We start from the raw sequence: 23907 nt of genomic DNA, 5'->3' as shown, positions 1-23907 counted from the left end.
TTTAAATTTACTTTTTTGTAAAAAATCCTTTCTATTAAGCTGTTTCAAGAGGTTTTGTTTTCACATAGTTTAGAATTATTTTAAATAATGTGGTATTGAATAGAGAATTAGATTTCACTGTTGGTAAAGTCAATATTCTAAAAAACAATAATAAATTGATGATCAGAATGTAACGAAAGTGAAACGGCAAATGTCTAATCTGTATAATTGAACTTTTTACCCAATTATCACTGGCCATGAAAAAAATTACCGTAACTTTATTATGCTTTGCTTCCTCTGTTTTGCCCGCACAAGGATTTAATACCAAAAAAGAAGAAGCTATTCTTTTCAAAAATTTGAATGAACAAACAGTTCATCAGTCTATTCAAAAGGAAACAGATAAGATATTCAATAAGTTGGTGAATATCAGACGGGATTTTCATGAAAACCCGGAGTTGGCAGGGAAGGAGAATCAAACTCAGGAAAAAATTAAAAAATATCTCCTGGATCTTGGAATGGAAGTTCAAACAGATACGTACGGACATAGTGTTGTAGGAACTCTGAAAGGAGATAAAAAAGGTAGAAAAATTGCATGGAGATCCGATATGGATGCCCTTCCGAATGATTATCCCGATCCTGAAACTTTCAAATCAACAATAAAAGGAATTCAGCATGGTTGTGGTCATGATATCCATATGGCGATTGGATTAGGAATTGCTGAGGTTCTTGCAAAAAATAAGCAATCATTAAAAGGAACCGTCTATTTTATATTCCAGCCCGAAGAGGAAACTTTCAAAGGAGCAAAAGAAATGCTTCATAATGGATTACTTTCCAGAATAAATCCTGATGAAATCTACGGGTTGCATGTGACTGCTACACCAGTCGGGCAAATTATGGTGAAGGCCAATGAAATGTTTGCTTATCAGAAAAAAATAAGAATTCAGCTAAAAAACGGATTATCAGAAGACGAGCTCAACGGCCTGGGAAAAAAGATCAGCAATTCATTATTCCGGACTTCCAACGGAGGCAAACCCTGGGAATTACAATCTATCGTAGATCCTAAAACAGGACTGACAAATCCTGATACCATTTTTAAAGATTATCTGTTCACAGACGGAAAATTCAATAGTTATTCCAAAAATAATGAGTCTTTTCTTGAAACTTACCTGTATGAGACGAATTCCTTTAATTTGGACAAAATAATTCCTACCGTTCAAAAAATTATTCAAGATAGCGGATATAAAGATCATCTTCTTTCCGTTTCATTTGTCCAGGGAAATCCAACTGTTGTTAATGATGAAAAACTGACCCGTTCATCAACAGAAATACTTCGGAATCTGTATGGCAAAAATGCAGTTGCTCCGGATTATGGTCAGGTTCCGTTTTTTAATGATGATTTTTCTTATTTTCAAGAAAAAATCCCAGGAGTATATTTCTTCCTGGGTGGTTCCAATTTTGAAAAAGGCGTGATCGCCATGAATCATTCTCCCAATTTTCAGGTGGATGAAGAAAGTATCAGAACGGGAGTTAAAAGTTTTGCATCCTTAATCGTTGAGCGTCTTAACAGAAACTAATTTTTCACAGCAATGGCATCAATCTCAAACAACATTCCGGATAAAGCCAGCTGACTTACGGGAATAAGAGTACTGGTTGGCAGCCATGAAGACGTCCATGTCTTTTTAGCTTCCTCTGCCCATATCTCAAGTTTTTCCTGATTGTGGTCTACAATAAGCAAGGTGATTTTAATAACATTTTCAAATTTCATTGAATGGCTCTGTAAAACGATCTGTAAATTTTTTAAAGCATCCTGAACCTGAGTTTTGAAGTCGGCTGCCAATACATGATTTTCACCTACACCGCCGCTCTGTCCGGATATAAAACACATTCTGGAAGGAGATTCCACAGAAATACTGTGAGAAAAACCATAAGGACCGGGATTAAATAGCCCGGTAGGATTAATCAGTTTCGGTTGTTTATTATTTTCCATAATCTTTCATTTAATAAAGTAAAAGTGAGAGAAAAAAATCGGAAAAGTCTTTACATATGTTGAGAAAAATATTCTTTTAATTCTGTAAATATCGCTTGCATTGATCATGAGATTCCAATACAAAAAATGCTGTTCCTCTGAACAGCATTTTTAATTTTTACTCTACAATAATACTTGCAATTCCTTTCTGCAGAGCGGTTTCCTGAATAACCGGAACAGAAAGCCCTTCTGCACGGACAACAGAAATGTCCGTCATTCCCATAAACCCAAGAGTTTTTTCTAAGTAAGGAACTACAAAATCATAGGCCTGTCTTTCCCCCTCAGAATACACTCCTCCACTCGAAAAAGCAAGATATACTTTCTTATTTTTTACAAGACCTTCAGGACCATTTTCACTATAGCTGAATGTTTTTCCTGCTCTGGCGATATGATCGAGCCATGATTTCAATGTTGAAGTAATACTGAAGTTGTATAGAGGAGCTTCAATAATGATAATATCAGCCTCAAGCAATTCATCAATGACGGTATCCGAAAGTTTTACTGTTTCCAACTGCTCAGAAGTACGGTTTTCAGCTGGAGTGAAAAATGCATTGATATGCGTTTCTTCTAAATGAGGAAAAAGAGGATTGGCCAAATCACGTTTCTTTAAAACACGGTCAGGATATTTGTCCGTAATTTTTTCTACAACAGCATTTCCCAGCTTTTTACTGATGGATGACTCGCTTCTTGGGCTTGAAGTAATATGAAGTACTCGTTTCATTTTTTATTTTTTTTAAAATTGATGTTTCAAAATTATCTATATTTACTAATAAAAAGATAGTAGTTACCAAAAGGTTAGTAATAACATTTAGGTTAGTAATCAGTGAAACAGAAACAATGGAAGAAGAAAAAATAGTGTATTCAAAGCCGCAATGCAGTAATCATCTGTCTGCTACAGAGGATGCTTTGTATGTTCTGGGAGGTAGATGGACCATCCGGGTGATGATTGCTATTCTGGGTGGACATACACGCTTCAATGAACTCCAAAGAACCATCAGTGGCATTTCAGCAAGAGTATTATCCAGTGAATTAAAAAAACTGGAGGTTAATCATTTGGTTGAAAGAACCGTTATCACAGACCAGAAGCCGGTGTTGGTAGAATATGTTCCCACGGAATACAGCGAGTCATTGAAAGATGTGATTGCAGCACTGGCAGATTGGGGCGCAAAACATAAAAAGAAAATTACAGCCTGATAAGTGGGTAGAAGAGTGGTGTTGAAATTAGAAATACTGTGTTTTTGTGGTATTTGATAAGTTGTAGCATTGCTTGCACTTTAAGTATTTTTGCTCAAATTAGTAACAAGATGGTCATAAGCGAAGATTTATTATTTTCTCACGAAGCCACTCTGGAAAATTATGAAGCAGGAGATGCTGTTTTTCAGGAAGGTACTGCAGCGAAATATTATTTCCAGATCAGACAAGGCACCGTGAAACTGAATACGTTTTTGGAAGACGGAAAAGAATTTGTTCATGGGTTCCCCTTTTACGGGCATTGCATTGGTGAAAGCTATTTATTTACTGATCATCATTATGCCATTAATGCCATTGCTGTGACCCATTGTGAAATTATTAAAATTTCCAAAACCAAAGTTCTTGAAATACTGCTGGAAAAGCCCGAATTAATACTTGAGATTAATAAATATATGGCTGACAGAATGCATTTCAGGTTTATGATTTCCAGTTTTCTGGCCATTTCAGATCCTATCGTAAAGCTGATGAAGCTGTTTGATCATATTAAAAAATATTTCGGATTTCAAGAACCTTATTCATTTCTGGTTCCCTATACCAGACAGCAAATCGCAACCTTAACCGGTCTTCGGGTGGAGACGGTGATCCGGTATGTCAAGAAAATGGAAGAGCAGAAAATGGTTAAAATTGAAAGTACTAAAATTTATTATTAACTTTCCGTTAGCTTATTATTTTAAAATTAAAACAGGCTGATGGGTATTCTGGTAAATTCCCTCGGAAATACTTCTGCTTGCCAGATAGTACAAAAAGCTGTGTTTACCGGGCAGTGCTATAATAAGGTCTGCTTTATCGGATGCTGCAAAGTTCAGGATACCCCTGATAATATTTTCATCATGAGAATAATGAATGCTGCTTGGAATCTCTGTTAAATGTTCGCGGATATAATCTTCCAGTTCCTTTTTCTGGTTTTCGTCCTCTTTTTCGCGGCTATTGATATTTAAAAATGAAAGACGAACATCTTGTTTGTGAATAACAGATTTGTGATGAAACAGTCTTTCCAATCTTTTAATACCCTTGATATCACAAGGAATAAATATATTCTTAACAGGAGTATAATGATAGCTGTGCGGTACAATTAGTGTTTTTACAGGGCTTGTTCTGGCAATACTAATAATATGCTCCGAAACAAAACTCTCAGTGGTAGAAGTCTGATCATCACTTCCCAGAATAATCAGTTCTACAGACGGCTCATTTTTTAAAAGCTCATTAATACTTCTGGTTAATGTCCAGTCACTCAATACCTTGGAAACCTTTATTTCTGGTGATTTTTCAGCGACAATTTTCATCAGCTGAGCGAATAGCAATTCTGTCCTTTGCAAGAGATTATTCACACTTTCTTCATTCACAAATGAATGCCCTTCTGCGATATGCAGATAATCAAATTCAGATTCTCCTGCGGTTTTGAGCAGGATAATATTTTGATATTCGTAGGCTTTTGCCCAATCTGCTGCAATTCTTACTGCATTTTCCGTAGTTGATGTAAAATCAACAGGTACAAGGATTGTTCTCATATTGTATGATGTTTTGGTCCTGATTCTTCCAGGTTTGCGGTCATTTTTTTTACCAAAAGCAGAGCTTTGATGATTTCTTCTTCCTGAATGTCATCAGCTGCCTTTTTATAAAGATCCAATGCCCAGGGATAAACAGTTTCTACAATCTGTTTACCTTTTGGAGTTAAAAAGATCTGTTTATTTCTGCGGTCATTTCTATCAGCTATCCGTTCAACAAGATTTCGTTTGACAAGACTGTTGATAAGATAAGTAATACTTGACTTGTCTTTGCTTACTTTGTTTCCTATTTCCTGCTGGTTGATACCACAATTTCTTGATAGCAAGCCGAGGATTTCAATCAGTTCAAAAGACAAATCCGAATCATATTCATTAATAATGGTCTGAATTTTCTGTCGAAGACGGCTTTTCATTTCACTCATGGCAAGGCCAAGTTCCAAAGCAAGTTCTGATATGTTATTCTGTTTTACGGACATCCTTTTATAATGATATAGGAGGCTAAAGCGCCTTTCCAAAGGGTTTTTAGCATGTCTTATTATAACAAATATACGAAAAATTAGTTTTAATTGAAACTAATTAATTATGAAATATTACATTGTAAACAAAGGAAACGTGAATCTACAGGAACAGGTTTTGCACTCTTAAATGTAGTAAAAGGTGTTAATTTAAAAATCTTACTCCGTCAACAGGATTAAGACTTCATGAAAGTAATCTTGAGAATGATTTCCTAAAACAACATGAAAAAATTACCTTGCTATATGCTGCTAAAGACGATGAGCATTGTCATGCGATTATTTTGAAAAAATACCTTGAAAGTATACAACAGATATAAAAAAAACAGAGACTAGTTCTCTGCTTTTTCTTTTTTAACGGCCTGGTGCATAATAAGAATGATCCCCAAGAGGAAACATGCAATAATCAGATAACGCCATGAAAGCCCTTTTTGATCCGTTACAGTTCCGCTTACCGAGATGATAAAACTTGTTACAGAAGTGATCACATATACCAATCCGCCCATCAATCCACCGGCAGTACCTGCATTTTTCGGAAAGTAAAGCATACTTGTCGTAAAAAAGGAGGTAAATAAAATTCCGGAACATATATGAATAAAAAAGGCAAATGGAATCATAATAAAAAGGCTTTCTGCAAAATAGCTGGTAGTGATCAACCCTGCAATCAGAATCAGCTGAAGAAGGATAGGTTGCAATATTCTTGGTTTAAAATCAAGAGTCAGCCTGCGTTTTCCTATAAAACCTCCAATCATCCACGAAAATCCTAAGATTAACGTACAGTATCCAATGACTACCGGTGTAAAATGAAAAGTGTTTTCAATAATAAATGGTCCGGTAATATTAAATAACATTACGATAGAGTAGCTGAGCCCCAAAATGAAAATACCCAGCATGAAAATTCTGTTCTTAAGCATCATTTTGTAAAGACTTATATTCTCTGAAAGATCCAGCTTCTTTTTTTGGGGAAGGCTCTCTCCGCTAAAAAACCACTCAAAAAGAAACAAAAATCCGGCATAAGCTGCCAAAAAATAGAAGTTAGCATGCCAGTTAAAGATTTTCTCAAGATATCCACCAAGGAAAGGCGCCAGAATAGGACCACAAGACCAGACAATAGTAAAATAACTCAAATAATGTTTTACCTTTTCCGCATCGTAAATATCCACAAAAATAGCACGCGTTGCCACAACAAGTACTGAAACCGCAGCTCCCTGAAGAATACGAAGCAGACAGATCAGTAAAATACTGTTTGTCATCGTAATTAAAATACTGGTCAGAATCAACAGGAATAATGCTATTAATTTGGGACGGTAACGACCAATGCTATCAAGAATTCCTCCTACAAACAATTGGGAAATTCCGTAGCTCAACAGATATGAAGTCAGGGTAATTTGAATATCTTTTTCCGAAACCATCATTTCTTTAGCCATAGAAGGGAACGATGGTAAATAAATATCAGTGACAAACCCTGAAAGCGGGATAGACACGAAAGCCATAATGGTAATTAATCTGATTCTTTGCTCAGATGCTTCTCTCAACATATTCATTCATTTTTTACATTGCAAAAATAAGTCAAGAAATACAAAACCGGATTTTAAAAGACAAAGTAAAAATTACAAAAATCAAATATTAAGATAAATTCTTAAACTTTAAGGGTGAAGTGCGGGCATACTTTTTAAAAAAATTATTAAAATGAGCAGGCTGGTCAAACCCTAAAGTATAGCCTATCTGGGCAATATCCCAATTGGTATACTTCAGCAGGTTTTTAGATTCTTCAAACATCTTTTCTTTAATAATCTGTGTTGTAGTAAGGTTCGTTACAGATTTCACCGAGGAATTCAGATGATTGACATGCACATTCAGATGCTCGGCAAAATCAGAAGGTGTTTTTAATGCCAGTGGATAAGCAGGAGAGTCCAAAGGAAACTGTTTGTTGAGCAACTCATCGAATAACTTGTATAAACGAACATTTGCAGGAAGTTCATGGGGATTGATGTCTTCAACGCGGTTTTCCAGCGCCAGATGCATTACAGAGGCTAGATTGCTTTTAATGCTGCTGCAACGGAAAGGATAGGGAGAATTGTTCATTCTGTAAATCTGATCAAAATAAAGAGTAGCCAGCTGAGCTTGTTCTTCTGTCAGGAAAATAACAGGCTTGCTCCATTCCTTGAACATTGATGTTTTTTTAAACAGGTTAAATTCTGAATTTCCATTAAAAAACTCCTGGTTGAACAAACAAAAATATCCTTCCTGTACATCGCTTTCACACTCCCATGAATACGGAATACTGGGAGAAGGGAAAAATAAAGCAGGACCATCTATATACAGTTGATGCGCACCATAATGAATAGTGCCTTTTCCAATGATAAAGCTTATTTTATAATAATCACGACGGTTGTAAGGACTTTTGAAACTACAGTATCTCCGCATAGAGATATTGAAGTGGGATTTTCCGGTTTCAAAATCCTCAGAATCAAATATTTTAATCTGATCTTTACGGATGCGTCTGTAATAATCTTCTATCGTTTCCAGCTGATCACTCATAGGTAAAAATTATAAAAATCAAAGATAAGTAAACTATTGTTTGCTTAAAATAATTTTAAATGAGATAATAGAAATAGTAATTATAGCTTTGCTCAATAGTATCAATACTAAGGTAACAAACTATTTATTATAAACTATCTGTGCAAATCTGTGGGCGAAAATAATTAAATCAACTTTTATTAATTTCCATTTCTAAAATATGAGAAGGAAGTTGAAAAGGTCCGGCCTTTGAACTGCTTGCTGCCACAAATCCGGATTCTTTTAAAAATGCTGCAAGCGGATCATGATCAAGCATATTGATCCAGATGATATCTGTGAAACTCACTGCGGATCTGCATTTCTTCCAAAGAGACTGTCTTGTTTCCGGAGAATCAAACTCTGATAGAATTACAAAGCTGATTTCTGTAGCTCTTTTCCCTTCAGGGACTCCTGGGTGTAAAGAACCACTTTTTATAATGCTGTATCCGATTGGCTTCTGGTCAGCATAGGTCATAATCAGTTGATTGGAAAGATTGTTCAGGTCATTGATCATTTTTCTCGGATCAATTTCGTGCTGAATATATTTTTTGATGTCTTCCTCACTTACAAACTCTTTGTACAATGTATAAACGGAAGAATCGATAATGGTTATAAGATCAGAAATTCCCTCTTCAGAACCCACTGTAAATTTTGAAATGATATCCATAGAATTTTTTTTATTCAAAATTATAAGATTAATCTATTCAAAAAGGATACAGTTCACTAAAATATCATCGGTACAGAAAGGTATTTTAGTAAATTTGTTCAGTACAGTTGTTGTGTTATGATGAAATCTTATAAGTACGAAATTTTTACGGCTGAAATAGAGATGCAGATCTACAGTGGAATTTTACAGGAAAATGACAGACTTCCCTCCGTTCGTGATATCAAAGAAAAATACAAACTGAGTACAAGCTCTGTGCAAAGTGGATTTGAATACCTTATGATTAAAGGATTGATCAGAAGCCATCCACGGTCTGGCTATTTTGTCACAGGAATTCAGGAGGAGAATATTCCGGAAATAAAGACTCAACTTCCGGCAGTGGTGAGGGATGAAGTATTTATGAAAAATATGATACTTACTTCCAAAAGAACTTCAGAATTCAGCTCTTTTAACACGGCAGTGCCCGGAGATCTTCTGATTCCGCAAAAGCTTATTCTCAGAACAATGCAGGAAGTCATTCGGGAGAAAGGAGCATCATTGCTCAGGTATTATCCTTCAAACGGATTGGAGCCATTAAGGAAATATATTGCAAAACAAATGGGAACTTATGGCTGTATATTAAATCCAGACGAAATAATTATCACTGATGGCGCTCTGCAGGCCCTTACAATTGCTTTGAAATCGGTTACAAAAGCACGCGATGTAGTGGCTGTTGAGAGTCCATGTGTGTTTTCTGTATTGGAAGTCCTTGCTCATCTCGAACTGAAAGTCATTGAGACTCCTGTGCATTATAAAACAGGCTTTGATGTTGAATATTTTCAAAAAATCTGTAAGGAAAATAAAATCAGCGCTCTTGTCACTACTCCCAATTTTCACAATCCCACAGGTGTTATAATGAATGATGAAACTAAAAAAGAAATTCTGAGTATAGCAGAAATTCATCAGTTCTGTATTATTGAGAATGATATGTATTCCGATCTTTATTTTGAAGAACAAAGACCGCAAAGTATAAAAAGCTTTGATAAAAAGGGAATTGTGATGACGTATTCATCCTTTTCAAAGACGTTAGCTCCAGGAATTCGTTTAGGCTGGTTGCATGCCGGAAGTTTTTATGCAAAATCCGAAAGAGTAAGATTTGCTTTAGGGCGTTCGGTTTCTCCCATTTATCAGGAACTGGTTCTAAAGCTGCTACAGGGAAACAGTTATGAAAGACACCTTCGGGTATTCCGGAAAAAACTCAATAAGCAGGCTGTTCAGGTATTGGATATTTTAAGAAAGTCCTTTCCTGAAGGTTCTTATTTTCACAGACCGAGAGGTGGTTACAGTATTTGGGGAAAGCTTCCTGAGAATACGGATATGAAAAGATTCTATCAGTATTGTGAAGAGCATCAGATTTTGTTTACTCCCGGAAATACCTTTTCGTTCACTGACAGATACCATGATCATTTCAGGATTGTTTTTGCCGAAAGAATTACTTCTGAAAGCATTGTTTTATTAAAAAATGCAGGTAGGAGAGCGAAAGAACTGCAGTCTTAAACCATTAAAAATAATTAACTATGATAAGGAAATCAAATGGCTTAGTCAATAAGCTTTTTTAAGAAAATCTTATTTATTGTTTTTTTGATTCTTATTGATTTTGAGTGGTTTATTTAAAATTTTACGTTGGCTGTATATAATACCCAACTATATGGCTGATTTTCTACAATAATTTGATTTTATTTTAAAAATTAAATTGAATTTAGGAAAGACTCAGAAAAAATGATTAAATCCATTATTTTTTTTCGACACAATTAGGCTGGAATCACCATAAAACCTATATTTGCAGCCTAAATTTTTAAATAAATGAAAGAACTAATTGAAAAAATCAACGCAGAATTTGAAGCGTTCACAACTGAGGCAAACCAACAAGCGGAAAAAGGAAACAAGGCAGCTGGTACAAGAGCTCGTAAAGCAGCTTTGGAACTTAGCAAATTGTTCAAAGAATTCAGAAAAGTTTCTGTAGAAGAAGCAAAGAAATAATTCACCTTTAGCCGGCTTTTGAAGCCGGTTTTTTTATTTCCGAATACAATAACTGTTTTAGCGTGAAATATGTTAAAAATTCCCAGTTTTAGAATGTGTTTTGCTGAATTTAAATAGTTAGTGTTAAATAGTATTAAAGTGTATTAAATTTCTATTCTTCTATACGCTTCCAGGTTTATATTTGTGGTATTAATTAAAACTAATATAACAAATAACCATGAAGCCCTTTTATCTTCTATTCATTTTCTTTTTCGGTTTTTTTTCTGCACAGAAATTAAGAGTAGTTGATTCCGAAAATGGAAATCCTATTCCCAATGCAAGAATTATCCTTCAGGATCAAATCATTTATACCAATGAAGATGGTTTTGCTCCAGTAAATCCAGATGCTGTTAATTTTGAAGTTTCTGCTTCGGGTTTTCAAAAAGAGAAAATACAAGCCTTTAACGCTCAGGTAAAACTTAAACCTATCTATAAAAATATCGATGAGATCAAAATCATCAATGTAGACATTAAGAAAATATTTGAAGACATCAATAAAAATTACCATAAAAAATATTATGATGATCCTTCTCTTTATGACGTTGTATACAAGGAAAAAGGTTTTGATAACAATAAACTCTACTTTCTGGTCATTGCAGAAGCGAAGTTCTGGAGTAAAAATAACCAATATAATTTTAAAGATGGTTTTCGTAAAAACTATGATGAAATCCTCCAGATGCAGCTGAATAACGTTAAATATCTGAAGAAAGTAAATACTGATAGTGTTTTCACGGGAAAAACCAATGAGTTTTCTCATGAATACCTAGGAAACCTTTTCCTGAATTATGAACTTTACAGAACACTCCAGCATTTAAGAATGAAGGACTGTAAATATAACGGAAGGTTGATTTTTGAGGAAGGTGATGAACAGTTGATTACCTTTAAAATAGAGTCGGGAAGGGGAATTCAGATGAACGGGGAATTTAAATATAATAAAGCAGACAAAGTGATTACTTATTTTGAAACGCATTATTTTCAGACAGATTTTCCTACCATGAAGAAAATGACCACAGATGGAAGAGAATTTCAGTACAAACTTGGGGATGCCACGCTGATTTTTGATTTTTATAAGAAAGACGGTGTCTATGTACCTGCATTGACGAAGTTGGAAGGAGATGGTTTTACCGTTTTTTATAAAGATGAGACCCATGTAAGGAAATTCAGTCGTGAAATTATCTTTACTACTTTTACCAAAACCGATAAGAAAGGACTTAATCCGAAGGTTGATTTTAATATCAGTATCTGGAGTAATGTTCCTGTAAAAGAAGAAAAAGCTGGAACAACAATCCTTTCCAAGGAGGAACAGGCGTTTCTCAATGAAAAATAAAGTGTCATCTCTAAAGGTCATAAGACTGTCATATTGATGGCCTTTTTTATTAATTATAGCTTCTTTCGGAATTTTATTATTTCTTTTGAACAAAAACATTGATTATATAATTAAAAAACCTCTTTTTTAGGCTTAATCCTTCACTATCTCCCTAATTTCTTTTATCTTTAAACCAATCAATAAATAGTATGAGGATAAATAGATTTTTTGCAGTGCCTGCGGTAATGCTGGCCGCTCAGTTTTCATGGGCTCAGGTAAAGGTTGACCCAAAAGAAAGGCTTAGCCCTATCGTAAAGAGTTTTGTAGATGAAGTAAATAATAATTCCCAGCTGGAAAATATGGCCTCTGAACTGCTGGATGGGATCGGACCTCGCCTTGTAGGAACTCCCGAAATGCTGGCCGCAAATGAATGGAGTGCCAATAAACTTCGTTCCTGGGGAGTAGATGCCAATCTTCAACAATTCGGAACCTGGAAAGGATGGCAAAGAGGGACGACTCATGTTGATATGACATATCCGCGCATAAAATCCCTTTCCGCAACGCAGCTGGCATGGAGTCCGGCTACTAAAAAAGCAATTGAGGCGGAAGTGATTATCCTTCCAAAAGTATCTTCTAAAGCTGAATTTGATCAATGGCTTCCTTCTGTGAAAGGGAAAATTGTATTGATGGCACAATATCAGAAAATAGGACGCTCTGATGAGCAGATTAAAGAATTTGCCACTCCTGAATTGTATGAAAAACTTAAAGCTGAAAAAGAACAGGCTACCAAAGATTTTACCGCTTTTATAAAGAACATAGGTTATGATAATAACACGCTGCCGGAGGCATTGGAAAAAGCAGGGGCGGCAGGTATTGCTATTTCAAACTGGACCGGTATTATGGGAGCTAACAGGATCTTTGGAGCGAAAACAACCAGAATTCCAATGATTGATATCGACGTGGAAGACTATGGAATGCTTTATAGAATGGCGGAAAAAGGGACTCAGCCTAAAATCAAAATTGATGCTCAGTCAAAAGTGCTTCCTGAAGCCAAAAGCTTTAATACAATCGGAATGATCAAAGGAAAGGAAAAGCCTGATGAATATGTGATTCTTTCAGCTCACCTTGACTCATGGGACGGAGCTCAGGGAGCTACAGATAATGGAACCGGCACAATCACCATGCTGGAAACCATGAGAATTCTAAAAAAATATTATCCGAATAATAAAAGAACTATTGTCATCGGACTTTGGGGAAGTGAGGAGCAGGGATTAAACGGTTCAAGAGGTTTTGTAGCCGATAATCCTCAGATTATTAAAGGGGTACAGGCTGCCTTTAATCAGGATAACGGAACAGGGCGCGTTGTCAATATCAGCGGGCAGGGATTTGTAAAGGCTTACGATTATGTAGGAAGATGGCTTGATGGCGTTCCAAAAGCTGTAAGAAGTCATATTAAAACTGACTTTCCGGGTATGCCTGGCGGAGGAGGTTCTGATCATGCTTCGTTCGTGGCAGCAGGAGTACCAGGAATTTCTTTAGGTTCTCTGAACTGGGGCTATTTTGGATATACCTGGCATACAACGAAAGATACTTATGACAAGATCGTTTTTGATGAGGTCAAAAATAATGTGATTTTAACTGCGGCATTAGCTTATATGGCATCCGAAGACCCTGAATTCAGCAACCGAGAAAAAAGAGTAATGCCGCAGGATGAAAAAGGAGAGACTGTAAAATGGCCGGAAGTAAAAGAGCCTAGAAGAAGCTCTAAAGATTATAAATAGTTTTCTTTATTTGAAAACACGAAAAGAATAGATGTGATATTCTGATATACTATTCTTTTTTGACCGTTATTAGCTAAAACATTTATTTTATAGTTAAATAATATCTGTTGTTAGCCAATAACGGTTTTTTTATTATGAATTTTCTAAGAAATAGAATGTTTCTCATAACCTAAACCTAATAGTGATAAGATTTTGTTATCTTTAATATGAGATATACTTTAAACGGGCTATAAGAAGTATATTGTTTTAATCAGAAATGGATTTCATAATAAATGTATAGAGGATGCGAATTGATTAAATATTAAATAAATTTTTCCATTTTGCAACGGTATTGCGACTCAGCTTAAAATGTAGAGCCAATTGCGTATTATTAAGATAATTCTTTTTTTGATATTCAAGAATTTTATAGATTGTTTCCTTATTGTAAGAGCGGTGTGACTGATTAGCCTTAATGTTTTGGCTATAGTTAAATATGATGCTGTTAATTTCTATTACATCAAACGCTGACAGATTCTTCTTTGATAAAATTTTTGCGCATTCCTGCTTTTTTTCCGGATATTTCATGTCAACAAGATCACTGTAAATTCTTTTGTAATCAGGCGTCATTGAGGGCGATTGTTTGTGATGATTCATGATGTAGATTTATCAATTTATAGTCCTTTTTTTAGTAAGCTGTTTTTTGAATACAAATAAATACTAGAGTTCATAAATTAATTAAAGAGGGTGTCTCAACCAATCATAAGAATGCCTTCAATATTTGAAAATAATAAAGTAAACTGCTTTTCAGCTTTACAATAGCTTTATTCTTTAATGCTGCTTACGACTCTAGTATTTGGTCTTAATATTAACTCAACAATAAAAAGTGTATAACATTTGTGTTTTAATGTAAATGTATATTTCTATTCTAAATATTGCAAAATTTTATATACATCATTTATACATCTTTTTTTTAATGGCAAAAACAGACCAAAATCTATCACCAGTATAAGCTAATTAATTCCTAGAATAATTCAAAGGTATTTACTTGAAATCATGCATGTTTCATTGTGCTGTATCTGTGATGTATGTGTTATTTAATACATCGCAATGCTTATTTTATACTTTTACGACGAAACAAAAAGCAGTATAGTATGGAAAAAAAGAATGTATTAACCTTGTTAGTATTGTATTCTCCTGATACGTATTCCCAAATCGGTATTAATACTACTGATGCTAGAATTACTCTGGATATAGCAGGAGCTCCTACACAACCAGCTATACTGGTTAATCCCTTTTCCAATGCAAGAGTAAAACTCGGAGTTAATTCCAATGGCTCCACCATGTAGACAGCAAAATCCAAATTTGTTGATCAGAATAATGTTATCTAAAGTTTTGATATGTGAGTAGTACGGGCTTTTACATATAACAAATAAACAATGAAAAATATCATCATAATTTTAATAAGTACACTACTAATCTCTTCGTGTACTGTAAATAATACGCAAAAAAATATTTCTTATAAATCAGCAAGGAAGTATTTTGCTAAAAATACCTATGATAATAAAGATTTTACTGAAAAAATAATGAGTTCACAGGAGGAGTTCGAACGACTTTTTGGGGCTGCAGCAACAATGGGTACCGATGGGAAACCAACGCCTATTGATTTTTCAAAAGAAGATGTACTTGCTCTCATTTACCCTAAAACCAATTTGGAAGTGAAAATTATTCCTGTAAGTCTTCAGGAAAATAAGCAGAATACATTGTATTCTTATAAAGTGCTTGAAGGTGCTCCAAATGGTTTTATCACTATTCCCAACACAATTATTATCATTCAAGAACCAAATTCAAAAAATAATTTTTCATAAAATAAAAGAATGATAACGGGAAATATTTCCGTATCAATTCAATCTAGTATTGACAGAACAGTATTTGAATATACAATATGATCAGAGCGAGTATAAAAAGAATATTTCAATTTTTAATGATGGTATTTACCTGTCTGTCTATTTTCACTGTCTTATATTCGCAAAATTATACTCCAGGGCAAATAGACAATGCATTAATAATTAAATCAGAGAATCTTAGAATAAGAGGTCAGAAAAAAGAATTAATTTCTTTAAATGAAAAATATATTACTATTTCCAAAAATCAGAATTATCTAAAAGGGGAGATTTTAGGTTATATCAATATTGCTAATATTTATGGAACTATAGGTGATTACAAAAATTCTTTTTATTATTTACAGAAAGCTGAAAAGAAAATTAAAAAGATTAATAGTGCTTATTTATCTGCAAAGCTTTACCAGGAGTATGGACAGGTGAATTATGTTATTGGTTTATACGTAAAAGCTTTGAAATACAATGCGCAGTCTATTTATTATGGTAAGATGATTTCTAATCATAGCGAAAAGGAAATATTATCAGGAATTTATGCAAATAGGGCAGATTTTCTGCATAATGTTCACCAGGATGATTCCTCACTCATTTATTTGCACAAAGCATTAAAAATAAAATCAAGCCCGGTAATTAATTCATTGATAGCAGATCATTATATGGTTTATAAAAAAAATATAGATTCTTCTTCATATTATTTAAATAATGCATTGAAGCTATTGCAGAAAATGAATTACTGGAATATTCAAAGAGGACAGACCTATTACTATTATGGAAATTTTTTAAATAAGAATAAAGAGCCTGAAAAAGCATTGTTGTATTATGAAAAATCTGTTGCCATTCTAGAGAAAACCAAGAGAGTATATAATATTCCTCTGCTTTATAAGACAATTTCAAGTACTTATAGTGAATTAAATGATGAGGAGAAAGAAAAGGAATATCTTGAAAAGTATACTAAACTAAAAGATAGTTTGAGTAGAGTCTGCAACGAAAGTGTTAACACTTCAATTGATGAAATTATAAGAGAAAAAGAATCTGAAAATACTTCAAAAAAGAATTTGTTTTTATTTTATAATATTGTGGTGTTTTGTCTTATTGTTATTTTGCTTTTTGTTTATATCCGTTATCAGAAGAATAAAAGCATTATAAAACAGAAGGAATTTGAGGCTCATGTTTTAAAAGAAAAACTCACTCACTCTTACGATTGTATTATTGATCTGGCTAAAAAAAATGATCCTAATTTTCTCAATAAATTTCAGGAAGCATATCCGGACTTTGTTAAAAAGTTGTTTGCAATAAATTCTAATTTGTCGAAATCTGATTTAACGTTTTGTGCAATGATATGGTTGGGATTTTCATCAAAAGAAATTGCACAATATACTTTTGTGGAACATCGATCTGTTCAGAATAAAAAGAACAGGCTTAGAAAAAAATTAAATATTTCTTCAGATGTTGATCTGTACCTTTTCTTTAAAAATCTTTCTGATGGTCACGCTGAAAATAGTATATCAACATGATGTGTTATTTCTTTAAAATAAAATATGTAAACACTGTTTTTTAGCTTTATAGCTGTTGTTTCTAAATGATGTATTTGTGATGTAGGTGGGTTTTGCCGCAAAAGCAGTATTGTGTTATATTTTTGCAAAAGTTTAAAATACAATACTAATTATGAAAAAGAAGGTTATACTTGTTACAAGTATTTTTTGTTCCTTATGTTATTATTCCCAGGTTGGAATTAACACATCTACACCTATGAAAGCACTGCATGTCAACGGAGCTTTGCAGGTTGTAAATGAACTGAATGTGGGAGGGACTGCTTCTACTGCCGGTTCGGCAGGAGTTGCCGGACAGGTTCTTAAGTCTAACGGACCAGGAGCTGCTCCCACATGGCAGAATCTTGCAGGGGTTCCCACTTCTACAGGGACAGTTATTGTAGTAAATGGACAATTTCTGGTGGCTCAGGAAATTATTGTACAAATGACCGCTGATTTTACCTCTGGCCCAGACGTTCCAACGGCTGTAGGAAACCTTACTAATGAGGTTGTGGATAATGAAAACCAGTATACGGGTTCAGCAGCAGGTAATTCATTTAATATATCTGCTGACGGAGTGTACCAGATAACAATGAATGCACAGTTATCAACAGTTAATGGATCATCTCCTGTAATAGGTATCTGGGATAATACAGCCGGTAACTGGGTGGCCCGTGTTAATGATCTGTTTACAGCAACCACGCCGGGTTTGCAAACCTATACGCTGCTTACTTCTATTCCTATGCTGGCTGCTCATACTTATTCATTCAGGGTTAGCAATTCAGATAATGTAACGATTAAGTATTTAAGCTCTGGTTCTACAGGTTCTGGTCCTGTTACGCAAATGTCTTTACGAAGATTGAAGTAGAGTCTTTTATTTAAATTACTATTACTATATAATATAAAAAAACAGACTAAAAAATTTAGTCTGTTTTTTTATATATCTTATTCTTTTTTTTTCATTCATTGCTTTTTTAACAATTTATTGCATAAGCATAAATGATAGATTTAATTTATCTATGATAAATTGGCATTAAAGTACAATATAATTACACAAAAATTGAGTTCTTACTTGTTTTTATCTGCATACTTTGCAATCCATTTATAGAGTGTCGTTTTGGGAATTTTATAATCATTTATTATTTCCAGCTTTGTTTTCTTTCCTGTTTCAATTTGTTCCAGGATAAATTCTATAATTTCCTTAGTGTAGATATTTTTCCTGAATTCAGGTAAAGACGATATTTTTTTATGAGAAGCATTAGGCGAAAATTCCTTTTTAGGTGGAGAAAAGAGGATAAGATGTTGTGAGTAGGCCCGGAAAAAATCATACTCTAATAGTTTGCTCCATCTCAATAATTTATCAGTTGTCAGATCTTCTTCAAGGAACATTTTTTCAATTTCAGATTCAGTGCATTTCATAAAATTACATGCTCTCTGCATGTCCAATGCTTCTTCCAGAAACTTAGCTTTAATAATGCTGCCAATATGTATTTGTTTAAAGTTCAAAATAAACGGTATTATATGATTAAAATTATTTTCGCAAAATTGTAAACCTTAGGGAATTTATTGTGTCGATGTTAAAAAGAGTCTGAATTATAATGAATATCATCATAATTATAGATAGACAATCTTAATTCCTACTTGAGAAGATAAATAAGAGTAAAATTTTTCATCATTTTTGTTTTGTTCAAATTTAGCATGGATTATTTTTCTTTTATCAAATAGTCATACAACATAAGTACATCATTTTTTATCAAATGTTTATGGATCAAAAAAACTCCCGAAAAACGGGAGTAGCAACTTTGATCAGTATTATAGATCTCTATAAAATCAAAAATGAAAACTGATTGTGTTATTAAAATATTAAAAGAGTTTGTTTTTTTGTGGGAATCAAACACTTTAGCCAGGTTGTTAATCTAACAATATGTATTTGTGTTTATGTGTCAAATAGTGTTAATAAATTTTCCTGGTTTAAATTTATGTCTGATATTTTAAGTAAACAAAATTTTAGATACATCAAAGGTACATCAATTAATTTTTGACTTGATAATAGAGGGATTCTAGATGATGAAAGATCTTTCCTGAGAATGATCATAGAGTTTTATACAAGAGAGAAATTTATCAGATTGTTTCCAATATCAAATAGTTTGTATTGTGTAAATCAAAATATAGTGAATTTTATATATTTGAATATTATTTCATTAATGATTTTTATATTAATTATTATATAGTGTTTATTTTAGAGAATATATTTGTATTTTAACTAAATTTGGGAATAATTTATGATTGTTTTTGTTAATATTTTTATTTTATTTAATTTTGTCGCAACGAAATTGTAATTGTATAATTTGGATGGGAAATTTATTATCATATTCTGTTAATGTTAAGGATTGATATTATTTTTTTGTCCCTTTGAAACTTATTATTAATTTACTATGCAAACACTAAAGCTTAATCAATTTTTGAAAATATTGGTAAGCATTCTGATATACCTTTCATTTTCTACGTTGCTCTATTCTCAGGCATATACACATAAGTATATAGACAGTATGCTGACAAAAGTTAATGAGGATTTAAGAATAAGCGGCAGAAAAAAGGAATTGATTGACCTTAATAATAAATTTTGCAATATCAGTAAAAAACAAGATTACAAAAAAGGGGAGATACTTTCATATATTAATTTGGGTAATATTTATGCTACTGTTGGAATGTATGAAAAAGCATTCAAATATCTACAGGTTGCTGAAGAAAACCTTGAAGGGATTGATGATTATTATTTGCATACGAAATTATATCAGGAGTATGGTCAGGCTAATTATGTAATAGGACTTTATAAAAAAGCAGTTAAGTATAATTCGAAATCCATTTATTATGGTAAGCAAATAAAAGATCAACATGATCGAGAAATTTTATCTCTGGTTTATGCTAACAGGGCTGACTTTTTAAGAGAAAGTAACTCAATTGATTCTTCTTTAATCTATTTACATAAAGCGTTAGAGATAAAGCCTACACCGGTTATCAATTCCACGATTGCTAATCACTATATGCTTTTTGCTAAAAATGAAGATTCAGCACAAATGTATTTTAACAGAGCGTTTTCTCTTTTAAAACAAAGAGAGTACTGGGATCCTCAAAGAGCTCTTACTTATTTCTATTATGGCAATTTTTTATTTGAAAGACAGGATTATACTTTGGCTTTAGACTATTACATTAAATCAGTGGAAATACTCAAAAAAACACGAAGAGTTTATCAGATTCCTATGTTATATCAAACTATTGCCAAGACCTACAAAAAATTGAACAATGCCTCCAAGGAAAAAGATTATCTGGAGAGATATGCTAAATTAAACGATAGTCTGGGAAGGGTGAGGGATGAATCCATAAATAATTCTGTTGATAAAATAACTCGGGAAAAGGAGAAAGATGATGTAGACCAACAGAACTCAACCATACTGTATAACGTAATCATTTTTTCATTATTTTTCATTATTATTATTGTATATTATGTCTATAATAAAAGGATTACTAAAAAACGTAAAATCATAGAGGAGAAAGAATTAGAGACAGAACTTTTAATGAAAAAAATGTCTGTTGATGATGAAAGGCTTGTGTCTTTGGCCAGAAAAAATGATCCTTTATTTTTTAATGAATATCAAAATGCTTATTCTGAGCTAGTTGGAAGACTTTTAGAAATTAACCCGAAACTATCAACCAACGAACTTTCATTTTGTGCTATGATACAACTGGGCTTTTCTTCTAAAGAAATTGCTCAATATGGATTTATGCAGCACAGATCGGTACAAACAAAGAAAAACAGGTTACGAAAAAAATTACATATTCCATCCGACGTGGATATATATTTTTTCTTACAAAATTTAAATTCAAAATGATGCTTTTAACAGTACATACGGTATCTTTACAGCAGCTTATCTGAAAATAAAAAGGCTTCCATGAAAAGAAGCCTTTGTGTTATAATTTAAATATGAACTTTCAGTTGTGAAAAGGTAAGAATTGCCGGTTCATATAATGGATCAGCCAGTTTTCCAAACCCATATTTGCAGAAAATAAATGATAGTCCATTGGATGTTGCTGAATCATAATCGGTTTGAGTATCGCCAATGTAAACGGAATCTTTGGTAGATAACTGATTTCTTTCCATAAGAAACTGTATGTTTTCAGATTTATTTTTTTGGGTTCGTCCGTGAGACTCAAAATCAACAAACAGATCATTGAATTGATAATAATCTAAAAATGATTCAATATATCCATCCTGACAGTTGCTCACTATGAAAAGTGCATAAGTGTTGGCCAGATTCTTTAAAGTTTCTTCTACACCATCGTATAAAGTCCCGCCTTCTAAGTGAAGTGTTTTATTTTCTTCGGCTACAATTTCAGAAAGAATTTCTTTAGCTTGCAGATCCGAAATGCCGGGAATAATATCTTTTACAATATCATGGGCTAACAGTCCCATATACTGATCCATGTCTTCGGGTTTCAGTTCTCTTTGGATTAACTCATGTTTGATCAATACCTTATTCCATATTTTGATGATCGTAGCTCTGGAATCCCATAATGTTCCATCCAGATCGAAAATTAGATTCTTTGTTTTCAAAATGATTAATTTGTGGTTTAAATTTAAGTAGGGTAACGTTTAAAAATTACAAAATCATAGTCAGCTGGACTCTTTTTCTTGCTTCATCTACTTCTGTTACTTTTACACGAACATGTTGATGAAGTTTTACAACCTCATTTACATCTGATACGAATCCTTCTTTCAGCTGGGAAATATGAACCAGTCCGCTTTCTTTGATTCCAAGATCCACGAAACATCCAAAAGCGGTAATATTAATGACAATTCCCGGAAGAATCATTCCTGCTTTTAAATCTTTAATGCTTTTGACATTCGGGTCGAATTCAAATACTTTTGCTGCTTTTCTTGGATCTAGTCCCGGTTTTTCAAGTTCTTTTAAAATATCCTTAATTCCTAAGATTCCAACTTCACCTGTAATGTAGTTTTCGGGTTTTATCAGGGCTATTTTTTCTTTATTGGCTATCAGTTCATTGGTTTTAATACCCAAATCTTTTGCCATTTTCTCTACAATTCCATACGCTTCCGGATGTACTGCAGAGTTATCCAGTGGGTTTTTGGCATTGGTGATTCTCACGAAAGCTGCGGCTTGCTGGAAAGCCTTTTCTCCAAGTCTTGGAACTTTCTTTAGCTGTTTTCTATCTTCAAAAGCTCCGTTTTCAGTACGGTAATTCACAATGTTTTCTGCCATTTTTTCTCCGATTCCGGAAACATAACTTAATAGTGATTTGCTAGCAGTATTTAGATTAATTCCCACGGAATTTACACATTTCATCACGGTAGAATCCAGCTCATTTTTCAACTGGGTCTGGTCTACATCATGCTGATACTGTCCAACCCCGATGGATTTGGCATCAATTTTTACCAATTCCGCCAACGGATCAGAAAGCCTTCTTCCGATAGAAACTGCTCCACGTACTGTTACATCATATGATGGAAATTCATCTCTTGCAATTTTACTTGCAGAATAAACGGATGCTCCTGCTTCTGAAACTACAAAAACCTGCAAAGGTTTATCAAAAGCAATTTTTTTTATGAAGAATTCTGTTTCGCGGCTTGCTGTTCCATTACCAATAGAAATCGCTTCGATATGATACGCATTCACCATAGAACGGATCTTTTTCATAGCCATTCCGCTTTCATTTTGCGGAGCATGAGGATAGAGGGTTTCGTTGTGTAATAGATCTCCCTTTTCATCCAGGCATACTACTTTGCATCCGCTTCGGTATCCGGGATCTATTGCCAGAATCCTCTTTTCTCCTAAAGGCGGAGCAAGAAGGAGTTGGCTTAAGTTCTCAGAGAAAATTTCAATGGCTTTTTTGTCTGCTTTTTCTTTAGCTTCCTGTAAGGATTCATTTGAAATAGCAGGTTCCAGAAGTCTTTTATAACTATCTTTTATGGCCAGTGCAATTTGTTCAGAACTTTCATTATTAGATTTGATAATGGCCTTTTCAATAAAATCAATGGCTTCTTCCTTGTCTATTCCTACATTTGTTTTTACAAAACCTTCTGCTTCTGCTCTAAGCATGGCTAAAAGCCTGTGAGAAGGAGTTCTGCTAAGGCTTTCTTCCCATTCAAAATATTGGGAGAATTTCTGGGCTTCTTCTTCGTCTTTTTTAGCTTTTACAACCTTGGAGGTAACTACTGCTTTGCGCTGAAATAGTCTGCGAAGGTTTTTACGGACATACATGTTTTCGTTAATCCATTCTGCCATGATATCTCTTGCGCCTTGAAGCGCTTCTTCTTCAGAAGCAACTTCATTGTTCAGGTATTTTGAAGCCAGAAACTGAATGTCATTACTTTTCTGGCTCATAATGATTTTAGCTAAAGGTTCCAGGCCTTTTTCCTTGGCTGTATCAGCTTTGGTTTTCTTACGCTTTTTATAAGGCAGATAAAGGTCTTCTAGCTCCTGGATGTCAAAGCTTTCTTCTATTCTCTGTTGAAGTTCAGGAGTCAATCCATTCTGTTCTTCTATTGATTTTAAAATAGATTCTTTTCTCTTAACAATTTCATCAAATTGCTTACTGATTTTTGAGATCTGTTCGATTTGTGTTTCATCAAGGTTTCCGGTTTTATCTTTTCGATAACGGGAAATAAAAGGAATGGTACAGTCTTCAGATAATAGTTGTAAGGTATTGTTGATGCTCTTTTCAGAAATATTGAGCTGTTTCTGTATAAATTCTACGGTCGTCATTGTTCTGTTTTCGGAAAGCTAAAATAGGGTTTTGGAATGGAAAAAATGAAGTTGAAATATAAAAAAGCCTGATTACAGAAA

24 protein-coding genes are annotated in these 23907 nt (G+C 33.7%); 13 read left to right on the top strand and 11 right to left on the bottom strand.

Annotated elements, in window-relative coordinates; genetic code table 11:
* Window positions 1-236 precede the first annotated feature (236 nt).
* Window positions 237-1553 carry an amidohydrolase gene (locus PZ898_RS05570; RefSeq protein ID WP_120231520.1) on the top strand — a complete coding sequence of 439 codons (1317 nt, stop codon included), beginning with the start codon at window positions 237-239 and terminating at the stop codon, window positions 1551-1553.
* Here PZ898_RS05570 and PZ898_RS05565 read toward each other — a convergent pair.
* Both PZ898_RS05565 and PZ898_RS05560 read right to left on the bottom strand, forming a co-directional pair.
* Window positions 1550-1966 (bottom strand): RidA family protein, encoded by a 417-nt coding sequence (locus PZ898_RS05565; RefSeq protein WP_123279961.1) that lies wholly within the window; start codon window positions 1964-1966, stop codon window positions 1550-1552. The two genes, PZ898_RS05570 and PZ898_RS05565, sit on opposite strands and share 4 nt — an antisense overlap.
* 157 nt (window positions 1967-2123) lie before the next feature.
* A complete protein-coding gene (locus PZ898_RS05560) occupies window positions 2124-2726 on the bottom strand; it encodes an NAD(P)H-dependent oxidoreductase (RefSeq protein WP_123279962.1) in 603 nt (200 codons plus the stop codon).
* Between the two features lie 116 nt (window positions 2727-2842).
* Here PZ898_RS05560 and PZ898_RS05555 point away from each other — a divergent pair, with 116 nt between their 5' ends.
* Together PZ898_RS05555 and PZ898_RS05550 are read left to right on the top strand one after the other, a co-directional pair.
* Window positions 2843-3199: a helix-turn-helix domain-containing protein gene (locus tag PZ898_RS05555; protein ID WP_120231517.1), complete on the top strand. Its 357-nt coding sequence runs from the start codon at window positions 2843-2845 to the stop codon at window positions 3197-3199.
* A gap of 110 nt (window positions 3200-3309) precedes the next feature.
* Window positions 3310-3906, top strand: coding sequence for a Crp/Fnr family transcriptional regulator (locus tag PZ898_RS05550; protein ID WP_277694983.1), 597 nt, complete (start codon window positions 3310-3312; stop codon window positions 3904-3906).
* Between the two features lie 15 nt (window positions 3907-3921).
* Here PZ898_RS05550 and PZ898_RS05545 read toward each other — a convergent pair whose 3' ends face one another.
* Both PZ898_RS05545 and PZ898_RS05540 read right to left on the bottom strand, forming a co-directional pair.
* Window positions 3922-4764, bottom strand: coding sequence for a universal stress protein (locus tag PZ898_RS05545; protein WP_123279964.1), 843 nt, complete (start codon window positions 4762-4764; stop codon window positions 3922-3924).
* Complete coding sequence (locus PZ898_RS05540) at window positions 4761-5237, bottom strand: MarR family transcriptional regulator (RefSeq protein WP_062675183.1); 477 nt, start codon at window positions 5235-5237, stop codon at window positions 4761-4763. The genes PZ898_RS05545 and PZ898_RS05540 overlap by 4 nt, the downstream gene beginning before the upstream one ends.
* Before the next feature lie 275 nt (window positions 5238-5512).
* Between PZ898_RS05540 and PZ898_RS05535 the strand changes: the two genes are divergently transcribed.
* The gene (locus PZ898_RS05535; protein WP_277695598.1) at window positions 5513-5593 is read left to right on the top strand and encodes a hypothetical protein; all 81 of its coding nucleotides are present in this window, start codon (window positions 5513-5515) and stop codon (window positions 5591-5593) included.
* 12 nt (window positions 5594-5605) lie between these two features.
* Here PZ898_RS05535 and PZ898_RS05530 read toward each other — a convergent pair whose 3' ends face one another.
* From PZ898_RS05530 to PZ898_RS05520, 3 genes are all read right to left on the bottom strand, one after another.
* Window positions 5606-6811: an MFS transporter gene (locus tag PZ898_RS05530; RefSeq protein ID WP_062675182.1), complete on the bottom strand. Its 1206-nt coding sequence runs from the start codon at window positions 6809-6811 to the stop codon at window positions 5606-5608.
* Between the two features lie 88 nt (window positions 6812-6899).
* The gene (locus PZ898_RS05525; RefSeq protein WP_062675181.1) at window positions 6900-7814 is read right to left on the bottom strand and encodes a helix-turn-helix transcriptional regulator; all 915 of its coding nucleotides are present in this window, start codon (window positions 7812-7814) and stop codon (window positions 6900-6902) included.
* Window positions 7815-7983: 169 nt separating this feature from the next.
* On the bottom strand, window positions 7984-8499 hold the full coding sequence (locus tag PZ898_RS05520) for a hypothetical protein (protein WP_120231514.1): 516 nt from the start codon (window positions 8497-8499) through the stop codon (window positions 7984-7986).
* 117 nt (window positions 8500-8616) lie between these two features.
* On the opposite strand from PZ898_RS05520, the gene PZ898_RS05515 reads away from it, so the two are divergent.
* From PZ898_RS05515 to PZ898_RS05500, 4 genes are all read left to right on the top strand, one after another.
* Window positions 8617-10032 (top strand): PLP-dependent aminotransferase family protein, encoded by a 1416-nt coding sequence (locus PZ898_RS05515; RefSeq protein ID WP_277694982.1) that lies wholly within the window; start codon window positions 8617-8619, stop codon window positions 10030-10032.
* A 306-nt stretch (window positions 10033-10338) separates the two neighbouring features.
* Window positions 10339-10515, top strand: coding sequence for a histone H1 (locus tag PZ898_RS05510; protein WP_002978882.1), 177 nt, complete (start codon window positions 10339-10341; stop codon window positions 10513-10515).
* Window positions 10516-10732: 217 nt separating this feature from the next.
* Window positions 10733-11881 (top strand): carboxypeptidase-like regulatory domain-containing protein, encoded by a 1149-nt coding sequence (locus PZ898_RS05505; RefSeq protein ID WP_120231512.1) that lies wholly within the window; start codon window positions 10733-10735, stop codon window positions 11879-11881.
* A gap of 188 nt (window positions 11882-12069) precedes the next feature.
* The gene (locus tag PZ898_RS05500; protein ID WP_277694981.1) at window positions 12070-13641 is read left to right on the top strand and encodes a M20/M25/M40 family metallo-hydrolase; all 1572 of its coding nucleotides are present in this window, start codon (window positions 12070-12072) and stop codon (window positions 13639-13641) included.
* Between the two features lie 294 nt (window positions 13642-13935).
* Here PZ898_RS05500 and PZ898_RS05495 read toward each other — a convergent pair whose 3' ends face one another.
* Entirely contained in the window at window positions 13936-14274 is a 339-nt protein-coding gene (locus PZ898_RS05495; RefSeq protein WP_062675177.1) for a hypothetical protein, read from the bottom strand.
* Window positions 14275-14795: 521 nt separating this feature from the next.
* Here PZ898_RS05495 and PZ898_RS05490 point away from each other — a divergent pair.
* The 4 genes from PZ898_RS05490 (at window position 14796) to PZ898_RS05475 (ending at window position 17912) form a co-directional block, all read left to right on the top strand.
* Window positions 14796-14966: a hypothetical protein gene (locus tag PZ898_RS05490; RefSeq protein WP_277694980.1), complete on the top strand. Its 171-nt coding sequence runs from the start codon at window positions 14796-14798 to the stop codon at window positions 14964-14966.
* A gap of 90 nt (window positions 14967-15056) precedes the next feature.
* A complete protein-coding gene (locus PZ898_RS05485; RefSeq protein ID WP_277694979.1) occupies window positions 15057-15485 on the top strand; it encodes a hypothetical protein in 429 nt (142 codons plus the stop codon).
* Window positions 15486-15601: 116 nt separating this feature from the next.
* The gene (locus PZ898_RS05480) at window positions 15602-17029 is read left to right on the top strand and encodes a LuxR C-terminal-related transcriptional regulator (protein ID WP_162268228.1); all 1428 of its coding nucleotides are present in this window, start codon (window positions 15602-15604) and stop codon (window positions 17027-17029) included.
* Between the two features lie 151 nt (window positions 17030-17180).
* Window positions 17181-17912, top strand: a complete 732-nt coding sequence (locus PZ898_RS05475; RefSeq protein ID WP_062675173.1) for a hypothetical protein — start codon at window positions 17181-17183, stop codon at window positions 17910-17912.
* Between the two features lie 200 nt (window positions 17913-18112).
* Here PZ898_RS05475 and PZ898_RS05470 read toward each other — a convergent pair whose 3' ends face one another.
* Window positions 18113-18550 (bottom strand): hypothetical protein, encoded by a 438-nt coding sequence (locus PZ898_RS05470; RefSeq protein ID WP_062675172.1) that lies wholly within the window; start codon window positions 18548-18550, stop codon window positions 18113-18115.
* A 1043-nt stretch (window positions 18551-19593) separates the two neighbouring features.
* Between PZ898_RS05470 and PZ898_RS05465 the strand changes: the two genes are divergently transcribed.
* Window positions 19594-20934, top strand: coding sequence for a hypothetical protein (locus tag PZ898_RS05465; RefSeq protein WP_277694978.1), 1341 nt, complete (start codon window positions 19594-19596; stop codon window positions 20932-20934).
* An 86-nt stretch (window positions 20935-21020) separates the two neighbouring features.
* Here PZ898_RS05465 and PZ898_RS05460 read toward each other — a convergent pair whose 3' ends face one another.
* On the bottom strand, window positions 21021-21656 hold the full coding sequence (locus tag PZ898_RS05460; protein WP_277694977.1) for an HAD family hydrolase: 636 nt from the start codon (window positions 21654-21656) through the stop codon (window positions 21021-21023).
* Between the two features lie 46 nt (window positions 21657-21702).
* Window positions 21703-23826, bottom strand: a complete 2124-nt coding sequence (locus tag PZ898_RS05455; RefSeq protein WP_277694976.1) for a Tex family protein — start codon at window positions 23824-23826, stop codon at window positions 21703-21705.
* Between the last annotated feature and the right edge of the window lie 81 nt (window positions 23827-23907).

It is taken from the genome of Chryseobacterium sp. WX (genome assembly GCF_029542485.1).
In the GTDB taxonomy this organism is placed as follows: domain Bacteria; phylum Bacteroidota; class Bacteroidia; order Flavobacteriales; family Weeksellaceae; genus Chryseobacterium; species Chryseobacterium cucumeris.
Note: the sequence above shows the minus strand (reverse complement) of the source record. Positions and strands in the feature narration are given on the sequence as shown.

Excerpts from the sequence above, each read along its gene's own strand:
- PZ898_RS05570 (WP_120231520.1), top strand. The coding sequence starts at position 237 with ATGAAAAAAATTACCGTAACTTTATTATGCTTTGCTTCCTCTGTTTTG.
- PZ898_RS05565 (WP_123279961.1), bottom strand. The coding sequence starts at position 1,966 with ATGGAAAATAATAAACAACCGAAACTGATTAATCCTACCGGGCTATTT.
- PZ898_RS05560 (WP_123279962.1), bottom strand. The coding sequence starts at position 2,726 with ATGAAACGAGTACTTCATATTACTTCAAGCCCAAGAAGCGAGTCATCC.
- PZ898_RS05555 (WP_120231517.1), top strand. The coding sequence starts at position 2,843 with ATGGAAGAAGAAAAAATAGTGTATTCAAAGCCGCAATGCAGTAATCAT.
- PZ898_RS05550 (WP_277694983.1), top strand. The coding sequence starts at position 3,310 with ATGGTCATAAGCGAAGATTTATTATTTTCTCACGAAGCCACTCTGGAA.
- PZ898_RS05545 (WP_123279964.1), bottom strand. The coding sequence starts at position 4,764 with ATGAGAACAATCCTTGTACCTGTTGATTTTACATCAACTACGGAAAAT.
- PZ898_RS05540 (WP_062675183.1), bottom strand. The coding sequence starts at position 5,237 with ATGTCCGTAAAACAGAATAACATATCAGAACTTGCTTTGGAACTTGGC.
- PZ898_RS05530 (WP_062675182.1), bottom strand. The coding sequence starts at position 6,811 with ATGTTGAGAGAAGCATCTGAGCAAAGAATCAGATTAATTACCATTATG.
- PZ898_RS05525 (WP_062675181.1), bottom strand. The coding sequence starts at position 7,814 with ATGAGTGATCAGCTGGAAACGATAGAAGATTATTACAGACGCATCCGT.
- PZ898_RS05520 (WP_120231514.1), bottom strand. The coding sequence starts at position 8,499 with ATGGATATCATTTCAAAATTTACAGTGGGTTCTGAAGAGGGAATTTCT.
- PZ898_RS05515 (WP_277694982.1), top strand. The coding sequence starts at position 8,617 with ATGATGAAATCTTATAAGTACGAAATTTTTACGGCTGAAATAGAGATG.
- PZ898_RS05510 (WP_002978882.1), top strand. The coding sequence starts at position 10,339 with ATGAAAGAACTAATTGAAAAAATCAACGCAGAATTTGAAGCGTTCACA.
- PZ898_RS05505 (WP_120231512.1), top strand. The coding sequence starts at position 10,733 with ATGAAGCCCTTTTATCTTCTATTCATTTTCTTTTTCGGTTTTTTTTCT.
- PZ898_RS05500 (WP_277694981.1), top strand. The coding sequence starts at position 12,070 with ATGAGGATAAATAGATTTTTTGCAGTGCCTGCGGTAATGCTGGCCGCT.
- PZ898_RS05495 (WP_062675177.1), bottom strand. The coding sequence starts at position 14,274 with ATGAATCATCACAAACAATCGCCCTCAATGACGCCTGATTACAAAAGA.
- PZ898_RS05485 (WP_277694979.1), top strand. The coding sequence starts at position 15,057 with ATGAAAAATATCATCATAATTTTAATAAGTACACTACTAATCTCTTCG.
- PZ898_RS05480 (WP_162268228.1), top strand. The coding sequence starts at position 15,602 with ATGATGGTATTTACCTGTCTGTCTATTTTCACTGTCTTATATTCGCAA.
- PZ898_RS05475 (WP_062675173.1), top strand. The coding sequence starts at position 17,181 with ATGAAAAAGAAGGTTATACTTGTTACAAGTATTTTTTGTTCCTTATGT.
- PZ898_RS05465 (WP_277694978.1), top strand. The coding sequence starts at position 19,594 with ATGCTGACAAAAGTTAATGAGGATTTAAGAATAAGCGGCAGAAAAAAG.
- PZ898_RS05455 (WP_277694976.1), bottom strand. The coding sequence starts at position 23,826 with ATGACGACCGTAGAATTTATACAGAAACAGCTCAATATTTCTGAAAAG.